We start from the raw sequence: 11,535 nt of genomic DNA on the forward strand, positions 1-11,535 counted from the left end.
TCCTAAATGACAACTACACTCTATGGGACCGTAGACAGGGGAATTTTCTAGCAAATTTTCTATCATTTCTTCCTTGCGAAGCGATTTTTTAACATTTCCCATGTTTCGTCCCACTTGTCTTTCCAACGAAAATAAAAACCTAACTTGTTGCGAATTGACTCTGGTAATTTTGCATCAGTCCTCGAGATCATGATATAAATCGAAAGGGTGGCAATCACGATATTCGCAGACCAAGGCCCCACCCAATCGGGAACGTTCTCTTTGTAGGAAATCCCAGAACCAAATATAAAAAACGTATAGTATATGAGTAAAAAGACAACCGCAAGAGTAAAACTCATCCCCTTTCCAGAACGTTTGACAACAAGACCTAGGGGAAATGATAAGAAGAAAAAAATCTGACAGGATAGTGGTGTTGCAAACCGTTTGTGGATTTCCACATTAAACCCAGTGAGAGTTTTTTTGGATTCATTCAGAAGTTCTGACAACTGTGTAAATAAGGCAAATTTTTGAGCCATATCTTCTTGGTTCCCGGAATTGGCACCAATGATGAGCTCATATTTGAATTGTTCCACCATTTGTTTGAGTCCACCAACACCTTTGATGGACAAACCATATTCTTTTAAAATTTCCAATCCAGGAATATTTTCCAATCCTTCTGATTCAATGGCATTTCTGATCTCGATTAACATTGGTAAGGAGAAGGTATCTGGTTTTACATTGATACTTAAGGTTTTTGTATCTTTTTTAGCTGGTGTATTGTAATCCATTTCCCCATTCATGAAATTGGTGACACCAATCGCATTCGTTTCGGGATCCCATTCAATCACATATCCTTTCCGCAGTCGAACCGACTTCTCGTATTCACCCACTGAGTTCTTCTTTTCAACAAGTAACCCTTCCTTAGCGTTGATGATTTGTAACATTTTTGATCCACCCATCGGGACAGCCAAATTGTTCACCATGATAAAATCAGTTCCACTAGCCGAAATTGCCCATTCGCGTATTTGGACATTGCTTAAGTTACCATCTTCATCCACACCACCAGAATACATGGTGCGACCTTTTTCAGAAAAAAAATCCTGTGTTTTATCTCCTGAAAATTGACCGGGTTGGATCGCAAGTAAAGGATTATAAGATGCAATCCAATTATCAAAATCCTTCATCTTACGAGTGTTCTCTGGTCCTAAATAAAAATTTAGATACCCTACAAGAAGTGTCATAAGAAAGCCAAAAACCAAAAAATTACTGTAGATATAGGGAAACGAAACCCCTGATGCACGCATCGCAGTGATTTCGGAATCGCCAGACAATCGACCTGCGGCCATGATTCCAGACATCAAACAAGCCATGGGGATTGTCATGGGAAGTGTGTTCCCAAAAACATAACCCATATAATCCAATAAACGGAAAAAATCGACACCCTTTCCAACAAAAAGTCCAATCATCTTTTGGATGGCGACAGCCATATAGATCATTGTGAAAAAGGAAAGAGCAACTAAAAATGGACTTAAGATCTCTTTGAGAATATAAATCCTTAAAATGGATGGTTTGAATCGTTTCCACTTTCCTAACCTATCTGTATCCACCATAAAATCTGGTGGTAAATCATCTTTGGAATAAACCCTAACGGTTCTTAAATCAACAGGTTTAGACAATCAATTTCCCTTTGAGAGTAGCACTTGTTGCTTGCTCAATGAGTACTGTTACTGTTTTTCCAATCCAATCTGATAAGTCTTGAGACATTCCTTCTGGAATTGGAAAAACTACCATTCGACCACAGTGTGACCGACCACATAACTCTTGTTTTGATTTTTTTGAAGTATTCTCCACCAAAATGGAAAATTCTTTTCCAATTTTTGTTAGATTTTTCTCCAATGAAATTTTTGTTTGGAGCTCAACAAGTTCGATTAGTCTTTTACTCTTAACTTCTTCAGGAACATCGTCAATAAACTTACGTTTTGCGATTGTCCCCTCTCGTTCAGAATACTTAAACATATAAGACATGTCAAATTTTACTTGTTTTACAACTTCTAAAGTTTCTTGGAATTCTTCGTCTGTTTCACCTGGAAATCCAACGATGATGTCAGACGTAATTCCGATATCAGGAATCACTGCCTGGATTTTTTGAACCAAATCTAAATATTCTTCCTTCGTATAACTACGTTTCATATCTCGGAGTACTTTAGAACTCCCTGCTTGGAGTGGCATATGGATTTGAGAAGAAAATCTTTCCTCTCTTGCCATAAGTGAAATGAGATGATCAGGGAAATCTTTTGGATGAGGGCTTGTAAAACGAACTCGCTCAATGCTAGTTTGTTTGAGAATTTCTTCTACAAGTGCACAAAAATCAAAATTCTCATAGGAATAACTATTCACATTTTGTCCCAGAAGTGTGACTTGTTTGACTCCCATCGTTTCCAACTGTTTGATCTCATGGATGATGGATTGTGGTTCACGGCTCCTTTCTCTTCCTCTTGTATAAGGAACGACACAGAAGGTACAAAAATTATTACAACCACGCATGATGGTAACAAATGCTTGGATTCCATTGACAACTTTTGGTTCTAATTCATCATACGTTTCTGTCCTTGACAACCGTGTGAGTTGAACATCTTTTTCACCCTTCCGAATGTTTTGAATGAGTTCTGGTAATGTCCTGTAATTATCTGGTCCCACAATCAAATCAAGGGGTAATTCTTGGTTGAATAAGTCTTCACCTAAGTTTTGTGCCATACAACCCAAAACACCGATGACCAAATTTGGATTCTTTTTTTTGAGGTACCCTAGGGATTGGAGTCGTCCATAAATCTTAGCATGTGCATTCTCTCGAACAGCACAAGTATTCAAAAATATGATATCACTATCTTCCACTGAATTTGTGGTTTCGTAATTCTCCTTACGGAATAGTTCCTTTACTATGCCTGAATCGTATTCGTTCATTTGGCAGCCGTAAGTTTCCACATAGACCTTTCCCAGTTGGATGGATTGAATACTGTCTAAGCTTTCTGTCAAGGTAGGGTTCATAATGATATGTTTTCCTAAGAAAATTCCTTGTAAAGCAAAGAAGAATGGTTAGGAAGGGGTATATGCCGAACACAAAACGGGAGACTTTTTATGAAATTTTAGGAATTTCTAGAGATTTTCCTACGAATGGCATCGAAGCAGTTTACCTACGGGAATTACTCTTTTGGGAACAATTTGAAAAGGCAGGGAGTCCAGAAGCCAAGGAAAAAATCTTGGAACTAACAAGGGCATATTTGACTTTAAGTGATCCTAACAAAAGAGAGATTTATGATTCGGAATTAGACTTTGAATTTGTATTACTCGATGGAAAAGCCAAAGACCCAGATATGGAAGAGGCATACGATATTTACCGATTGGGTCATAAAAAAACCTACCAAGAAATTCTTGGAGAGTTTACAAAATTCAAAGGAGAGATGGGAGATACTCTATGGGTATTAAAAAAGACTACCATCTACCTTGTGATCAACTTGTTATTGTATTCAGGAATTGTTTTGTTCCAATCGTTACTCCACCAAAATGACGGGGAACCGTCCAAAGAAAATGACTTTTTCTTTAATCTCCTTTCCTTCCTATTTTTGGGTTTCAGTGGTATTGGATATCTACTCTTCCGATTTTTTTACCTTCCGAAACAATTAAAAAAAAGGAAAGAGTCTCGCCTTTAGCGAATTGATTTCGGAAATAAAATAGGTAGTAAATTTGGAAAACAAGCACCACTCAAGTGGAGTGAATCGACAAAATCTTTACATTTCCAATTTGGATCTTCATTTGGATCGATGACAATGAATTTAGAATTTGGTGAATGTGATACTAATTCCACCTCCTTTCTAACTTCCGCATTAAATCGATCAAGTAACCCATCTGTTTTCATCCTTCGTCGGAGAGGTTCTGAAACAGCGGGAAAATAAACAATGACAGGAATTCCTTTGCCTTCTAATAAATGTAACATCTTCTTAAAAAAGAAAATTTGAGTCGGAGCTAAAGAAGAACCTCGTAAGTACTGGTTGTACATTGCTTCCGCATCTCGTTCCAAAAATAAATCCATATTCGCAAATTTAATCTCATTGGGTAAAGCTCCAAATTTGACACGGTTTACCATTTTGATTTTATCAATGTATCCCCTTTTATGTTCTTTTCCTGTGATTCCGGAAGACATACCAGGGAAAAAACCAATTTCTATTTCCTTATTATTGGCCTTAATCGCTGTGGGATCTAAAGGGTATTTATACAAAGCAAATAATTTTTTTAGAAAATAAACTTCTGCTTCATCAAGTGAAAATCCATTTGTGTGAGTGGACCATGGATCACTCGTTTTGATTCTAAAAAAATCCAAATGTTCCAATACATAAAGATTATCATATGACCCATTTAAAGAATAATCGATAGCGGATTTAGAAAATAAAAGTGGATCCACTTCTATCAAAACATAACGAATTGGTAAGTTAGCTGCAAGCACTCGTTCCAACCAGTATGCTTGGAAACTTGGTGGACCAAAAGGAGCTGCAAAATTAAAAGAATTGGTATTAGGAAAAAATTCTTCCACCATTTCCGAATCAAATTCACCGGAACGAGAACTTCCTAAAATTAGACCGATTTGTTTCCCTGGACTTTTTCTTGATTCCTCAAGCATCACTTCAAATAGATCTTCTTTTAATTCATAAAACTTACGTTCAATTTTTTTCCAACTATAAGTGTTTTCAACAATCACGGGAAGAAAAAATAGTTTATCAAATAAAAATAATGCTAAGGCAAGAAGAAGTGGATACAAAACAATTGGAAATTTATTTTTCATATTAAAATTGGAAGTATATAAACTCCGTACCTCCAGGTGCTAAATAACCCAATAAAACTGTCACAACAAAAGAGAACAAAAATAAAAACAAAAGACTAACCTTTGTTGTCCATGAATCTCTTGGAAAACTAGGTTTTGTTTGTAAGTAGTTAAGTAAAAATGTTAACAACAAGGAATAAAGTATTTTTTCTAACTGGCCTATCCTTTCCCCTGGTGCATACACAAAGGATCGAAACAACATTGAAACTGCATTTTTGACTGTGGGTGCATTAAAAAAAGGAATTGTTAATACAAAAAAGAGAAAGGTATAGGCAATGCCTATACCTTTTTTCCAAAGTACCACTGATTCCTTTTTTGGTTTGTTGGTTACGATTTCTACCTTCCGTTCAATGCTAAGCATGAGTCCATGTAAAAATCCCCAAATGATAAATGTAAAATTGGCACCATGCCAAAATCCAGCCAATGTAAACGTAAGGATAAGGTTAAAATAACCTCTCCATTCTGATACCCGAGAACCACCGAGTGGAAAATAAATATAATCCTTAATCCATGTAGCAAGTGTCATATGCCAACGTGTCCATAGTTCACGAACGGATGCTGACAAATAAGGAGCATGGAAATTTTCAGGTAAATTGATTCCTAATAATTTTCCTAAACCACGAGCAAGGTCCGTATACCCGCTAAAATCACAAAAAACACGTGCCGCATAACCAAACATTGCTAGTGCATTTGACACACCATCATATGCATCTGGGTTTTGAAAAATAGGTTCGATGATGGGAGATAAATTATCAGCAATCACTACCTTTTTAAGTAATCCAAGAAAAACTAAATAATAACCTTCAAATAATTGTTCTTTTTTCGCATTCCAAACTTCTAATTGGTAAAAAAATTCCCCATGCCTTACGATAGGTCCTGCAACCAATTGAGGGAAAAAGAAGATAAACAAACCAAATTGTAAAAAACTTGGATTCTCATTTGCGTTCCCTCGTTTGACATCTATTGTATACGCAACCATTTGAAAGGTATAAAAACTTATAGCAAGCGGCAAAGTGATGGAATCAAATCCGAATTGGGAATTTAAGAAAACCTGGACAGAATCATTGGAAAACAATAAACTGCCTGTGATTTGGAAGAGAAGAGACCACAAAAAATAGAAATACTTAAATAGGAATAGGTTTCCAAAATTGATGAATAAGGATATGGGATACCAATAACTTTTTTTGTTTTTAAGAATTTGTTTGTTCAACAAATGATTGATCAAAACTAAAGTTAGAAAATGAAATGCAAATGGAATCGACCAAGCTGCGTAAAAAACAAAAGAAGCTAAGAATAGAAATACAAGTCTAAACTTACCTCGAATAGACCAGTGTAGAGCATACACGACAATAAAAAACAAAAGGAAACTAAGCGATGTAAATTTCATTCTAAGATATCACCAATATTTTCATTTATATTTCTCCATCAACCTGAATCACAAGTCCTTTTAGGTATTCGCCTTCTGGGTGGAAAACAGAATATCCATGGTCAGGACTTTGGGTTAAATGGTGTAAAATTCTAACTCTCTTTTTTGCATCCTTGGCTGCTCCAAAAACAATTTTTTTGAATAAGTCAAAGGAAATGTGTTGTGAACAAGAAAAGGTAAAAATAAGCCCACCATCTTGGATTTTGGACATTGCCCTCATATTTATGTCTTTGTATCCTCTACTTGCTTGCATCACTGTAGAAATGTTTTTCGTGAATGCAGGTGGATCAAGAATGATACAATCATATAACCCAGGGTCCATTTGTTTTAGATAATCAAAACAATCATGTTCAATACTCTTATGTGTCCCGTTTTCAATAGAAGAACTGATCCCATTCAGTTTCAAATTTTTTTCACAAATTTCTAATGCTTGTTTTGAAATATCAAGACTATGAACGGACTTTGCACCATTTAACAATGCATATACGGAAAAAGCACCTGAATAAGCAAAGGTATTGAGTATGGTTCGATTTTTTGCATATTTCCCTAAGAGTGCCCGATTCTCTCTTTGGTCTAAAAAAAATCCAGTTTTTTGACCTTTTTCAATATCTGAAATAAAACGGATTCCATTCTCTAAAAATATACATTCGGATAAAACACCTTTTTCGAGGGTAACTTCTTCCCCTTTTTTCGAATCTTGTTTCTCATGTTTTTCAATGATCGTTTGGTAACCAACTGATTCTAAGAATTGTACTAATAGTGGCTTTAATCGGATGACACCTGGAATTTTTAATTGGAGAACGGCAGTATCATTATAAATATCCACGATGATCCCGGGAACACTGTCACCTTCAGAGTGAAACAAACGAAATCCATTTGTATCTTTAGGTAATAACGATTGTTTCAGATTTAAGATTTGTTGCCATTTGGATATCCAATAAGAGTCCGACTTTCCATCTTTTTCTTTCTCAAAAGAGAACAGTCGAATCCGAATTTGACTACTCGGATCAAAAAATCCCCAACCCAAAAAAGATCCATTCGAAGATTGCACTTCAACGATATCACCTGCGTTACAATGTTTCTCGACAAAATCAATGGCGCCTGAAAATACCCAAGGATGAAAATTTAATATAGCTTTTTCTTTATTCTTCTTTAAGCGAATGACCATTCTTCATCCAATTGTTTATACGAAATGTTTCGGGAGTAATTACCCCCTTATAAATATGATAAAAAAGTTACTGATTGTTCTTGTCTTTTCTTTTTCCCAATTAGAATCTAGCCCACTTTTAGATTTTACCGTCCAGAATCAGCCTAATTCGATCACAAGTTTGGATTCAAACCAAAACGATCCAAGTTCTCAGTGGTACGTTAAGGAAACTGGACTAACGGAAAGTGAAATTCAAAATCTAACAGAAGAAAATTTTTCCAACTACAATTGGAAACGGATCAAAATTCCAGGAAACTTATTCCCTTCCAAAGAGAATTCAAAACAAAAAAGGACTGTGATATTAGCGAAATGGATCGAAATGAATGTTGATCCTAACATTCAATATAGCTTTCGTCTTGGGATCATTAATGACCGGGACAGGACCTACTTAAATGGAAAACTAATTGGCAAAACAGGCGAATGGGATTCCCCGTTTCCACAAAATTATGATAAATTGAGAATCTATCCAATTCCGACCCATCTGATTTTACCCAAAAAAAAGAATCTTTTATTAATTAAAATCCAACTGTATTTCCAAAATTCAGGTGGGATTGAACAAGATGAAACATTATTAGGACCGAGTACCGACATCCAAAATCGATTTTATAAAGATGAATTCATTAAATTAATTTTTCTCACAGTATATATCACCGTTGGAAGTTACTTCTTATTTTTGTTTATTAGAAGGAGAAAGGACAGGGAAAATTTATTTTTTTCTCTCTTTTCGTTCTCATTCGTACTTTATAATTTTTTAAGAAATCAATTAAAATACGAATTAGGATTTTCATTCTTAGAAATGAAAAAATTGGAATATCTAACCATTTTGTTACTCATTCCACTTATGTACCATTTTTTACGTACTTTATTTGAAGATAAATATGTAATCTTTGCAAAAATTTTAGATGGATTTCAATTGGTTATCTTTTCCTTTTTCTTAATTTCGAATAACATAGAACACTTTAATTTTGTTCTCTCCAATTTAGTGCAACCGACATGGATCCTTTATGTAATACTCATTTTTTCCAATTTAATTCGAAATTTGAGAAAAAAAGAAAAACGAGCAATCTACATTACGATAGGACTCACCATCGTCTTAATTGCAGCCATCATCGATACGGCGACAAATCGTAATTATTGGGTATTCCCTCGTATCATGGGATATGCATTTTTGTTCTTTAACATTTCACTTGCTATGATACTCGCAAATTCCTTTGTCAAATTGAATGAAGAATTTGAAGATCTAAATAAAAACTTAGAGAAGAAAGTTGAGGATCGAACTGATGCATTAAACGAATCACTTAATCAGTTACAGATCTTAAAAGAAAAACAAGATGGAGATTATTTTTTAACATCACTCCTCATCCAACCATTAGCACGAATTGAAAATAAAATCTCTGAACTTAAAATAGAATCTTATACCAACCAAAAGAAAAAATTTCAATTTCGGGGGAAAAATGGCGAAATTGGTGGAGATATTTGTATTGTTGGTTCGATTCATTTAGAATCGGGTGAGTACACTGTTTTTGCCAATGCCGATGCAATGGGAAAATCAATCCAAGGTGCTGGAGGAGCTCTTGTGTTAGGTGTTGTATTCCAAGCTGTCTTATCTCGAGCAAAATCCAGTTACACAAAAAAAAGACCACCTGAACTTTGGTTAAAGGACCTCTATGTAGAACTACAATCTGTATTCGCAAGTTTTGATGGTTCCATGTTATCGAGTGTCGTACTTGGAATGGTTGGTAAAAATGGATACATTTACTACATTAATGCTGAGCACCCATGGAGTATTTTGTATAGAGATGGTGTAGCTTCCTTTATCGAAACAGAACTTTCAATGCGTAAACTTGGATTTCCCAAAAACAATACACACTTCCAGATCAAAACATTTTCACTATTAGATGGAGATGTTCTACTCGTTGGTTCCGATGGAAGAGATGATATCGGATTAATGAATGATTCAGAGAACCGATATATCAATGAAGATGAAACATTGATCCTACGATTTGTAGAGAGAACGGAAGGAAAACTCATACCACTAGTGAAAGAAATTGAAAATAACGGAGAAATTACAGATGACGTATCCTTTTTAAGGATATCTTACCAATCGGAAATCCCAAAAAATTCGATTTCCGAAGATATTCGTACAAAATTCCTAACGATTCAATCCGATGCAAAAAGAGGAAATCATGAAACAGCACTCTCGGAATTGATTCCCCTTCTCACTCAATATTCCCATCCGAACTTTCATTCTTTGGCTGGAAAAATATACTTCCATCAAAAGAAGTGGATAGATGCTTTATACCATCTTAAACTTGCATTCAATGAAAACCAGTCGAAAGAAAATCTATTGTATATGATCGCTAAATCTGAATTCCAATTGGGTAAAATCGATGATGCAATCATCTGGTGTGAACGATTATTCTTAAGGAATAAAACTCACAAACAAAACACAAAACTATTCTTCCGATTATTAAACCATACAGAAAACTTTGATAAAAAAAGTTTTTATTTAGAATTTCTTAGCCACGAAGGAAATATAATATAACCAAAGTTCCTAAAAGTATTCGATACACTCCAAAGGATATAAAACTCCTTCTGCGTATAAAGGCCATAAAAAGTCGGATGATAAAATAACAGATAACGAATGAGATGATACTTCCGAATAGTAAAAGACCCATAGTTTCTGAATTTAAAATGTGACGGTGTTTGAATAATTTATACAAACCTGCCAAACTTAAAACTGGAATGGCAAGAAAAAAGGAAAACTCTGCACTATCTTTTTTTGAAACACCCAAAGTTCTTGCTGATATGATGGTTGCTGCAGACCTAGATACACCTGGAATCAATGCAAAACATTGTAAAAAACCTACAACGATTGCTTCTTTGAATCCAATTACCTTACCATGACTTTCGTCTAAATGTCTCTTTTCAACAATGATCATGAGTATTCCACCGACGAACCATGATACGCCGAGAATTAAGAGTAAGTCAGGTCTCATTTTAATTTGGTCGAGTTGGGATTTGAAAACAAATCCTAATACTAAAATTGGTAAAATACCAATCAGTAAATTGAGATAAAATTGGTAACCAGTTTTGTCTCTCGTTTGTTTGAATCCATATTGAACCGCCATCTTCAGGTGGCCCCAAAGTGTTTTTTGATACAAAACAACTACGGATAAAATGGCACCAGTTTGAATAAAGATATCATACAAATCCTCAAAAGCTTCGTGAGGAACAGAAAGATTTTGAAATGGGAAAAAATAACTAAATAAAAACAAATGGCCAGTGGAAGACACTGGCAAAAATTCCGTGGCAGCTTCTATGATGCCACGCAAAAACGCATTTAAGGTATTATCCATTAAAACTTAGTTATTTGGAGTTTGTGTTGGAGAAGGTTGTTCTTCTACTTTTTTCTTTGGTGCTAGGTATGCATCCAAATCAAATTTTTCATTTCGTTTGATGCTAACCTCTTCTTTAATTCTTTCTACTACTAAAGGGAGGTATTCTCTCGTTTGCATTTGTTTCAATTGAGCTTTTGCGAACGTTTTACATTTGTCGATCGTTAAGTTAAAATTGCGATCCAACTTTCTCATTCTTTCACATTCCGCTAATGCTTGTTCTTCTGTGATTTGAATTTTTTTCTCCACTTGTTCAGAAACATACATTTGCGCAATTGTTTGCATTTCAACTTGTTTGATTACTTCTGCAACATCAGGTCTTGAAATAAAACCATTCTTTTCTGCAACCAAACGAGTCATAATCATCTGTCTGTATGTTTGGTAGAAATTTTTCTTTTGTAGTTGGTAGTTTAGGTCTTGGAAATTCGGAGGCACTTCGCTGATGTCTTTTTCAATGAATTCTAAAAGAGTTTTCTTTTCGATATTTTGTAATCGGCTGATAGAATCAAGGGCAGTATCGTATGCTGCTTCGAAGTCTTTTACTGTAATCTTGTGGTTGTCTAAGGTTTCGATGACTGGCGAAGAGTCAGAACACTGTACTAGGGCGCAGGATGCCAAAAACACAAACAATGGAAGGATTTTTTTCATATTA

9 protein-coding genes are annotated in these 11,535 nt (G+C 35.1%); 2 read left to right on the forward strand and 7 right to left on the reverse strand.

Features of this window, described 5'->3' with window-relative positions; translation table 11 throughout:
* Nucleotides 1-62 precede the first annotated feature (62 nt).
* Entirely contained in the window at nucleotides 63-1,655 is a 1,593-nt protein-coding gene (locus DI076_RS06795) for an LptF/LptG family permease (protein WP_108959193.1), read from the reverse strand.
* Nucleotides 1,648-3,024, reverse strand: coding sequence for a tRNA (N6-isopentenyl adenosine(37)-C2)-methylthiotransferase MiaB (gene miaB, locus DI076_RS06800; RefSeq protein ID WP_108959194.1), 1,377 nt, complete (start codon nucleotides 3,022-3,024; stop codon nucleotides 1,648-1,650). Before miaB ends, DI076_RS06795 begins: the two co-directional genes overlap by 8 nt.
* A gap of 62 nt (nucleotides 3,025-3,086) precedes the next feature.
* Between miaB and DI076_RS06805 the strand changes: the two genes are divergently transcribed.
* Nucleotides 3,087-3,686, forward strand: a complete 600-nt coding sequence (locus DI076_RS06805; RefSeq protein WP_108959195.1) for a DnaJ domain-containing protein — start codon at nucleotides 3,087-3,089, stop codon at nucleotides 3,684-3,686.
* On the opposite strand, the gene DI076_RS06810 is transcribed toward DI076_RS06805, so the two are convergent.
* The 3 genes from DI076_RS06810 to DI076_RS06820 are packed head-to-tail and all read right to left on the reverse strand — an operon-like array spanning nucleotide 3,683 to nucleotide 7,446.
* On the reverse strand, nucleotides 3,683-4,813 hold the full coding sequence (locus tag DI076_RS06810; protein ID WP_108959196.1) for a DUF1574 domain-containing protein: 1,131 nt from the start codon (nucleotides 4,811-4,813) through the stop codon (nucleotides 3,683-3,685). The two genes, DI076_RS06805 and DI076_RS06810, sit on opposite strands and share 4 nt — an antisense overlap.
* A 1-nt stretch (nucleotide 4,814) precedes the next feature.
* The gene (locus tag DI076_RS06815; protein ID WP_108959197.1) at nucleotides 4,815-6,239 is read right to left on the reverse strand and encodes an MBOAT family O-acyltransferase; all 1,425 of its coding nucleotides are present in this window, start codon (nucleotides 6,237-6,239) and stop codon (nucleotides 4,815-4,817) included.
* A gap of 25 nt (nucleotides 6,240-6,264) precedes the next feature.
* Nucleotides 6,265-7,446: a class I SAM-dependent rRNA methyltransferase gene (locus DI076_RS06820; RefSeq protein WP_108959198.1), complete on the reverse strand. Its 1,182-nt coding sequence runs from the start codon at nucleotides 7,444-7,446 to the stop codon at nucleotides 6,265-6,267.
* A gap of 55 nt (nucleotides 7,447-7,501) precedes the next feature.
* Here DI076_RS06820 and DI076_RS06825 point away from each other — a divergent pair, with 55 nt between their 5' ends.
* The gene (locus DI076_RS06825) at nucleotides 7,502-10,030 is read left to right on the forward strand and encodes a SpoIIE family protein phosphatase (protein WP_108959199.1); all 2,529 of its coding nucleotides are present in this window, start codon (nucleotides 7,502-7,504) and stop codon (nucleotides 10,028-10,030) included.
* Here the strand turns inward: DI076_RS06825 and DI076_RS06830 are convergent.
* Together DI076_RS06830 and DI076_RS06835 are read right to left on the reverse strand one after the other, a co-directional pair.
* The gene (locus DI076_RS06830) at nucleotides 10,005-10,844 is read right to left on the reverse strand and encodes an undecaprenyl-diphosphate phosphatase (RefSeq protein WP_108959200.1); all 840 of its coding nucleotides are present in this window, start codon (nucleotides 10,842-10,844) and stop codon (nucleotides 10,005-10,007) included. The genes DI076_RS06825 and DI076_RS06830 overlap by 26 nt on opposite strands.
* A gap of 6 nt (nucleotides 10,845-10,850) precedes the next feature.
* Nucleotides 10,851-11,531: a lipoprotein LipL31 gene (locus tag DI076_RS06835; RefSeq protein WP_108959201.1), complete on the reverse strand. Its 681-nt coding sequence runs from the start codon at nucleotides 11,529-11,531 to the stop codon at nucleotides 10,851-10,853.
* Between the last annotated feature and the right edge of the window lie 4 nt (nucleotides 11,532-11,535).

This window comes from Leptospira ellinghausenii (assembly GCF_003114815.1).
Taxonomy (GTDB): Bacteria; Spirochaetota; Leptospiria; order Leptospirales; family Leptospiraceae; genus Leptospira_A; species Leptospira_A ellinghausenii.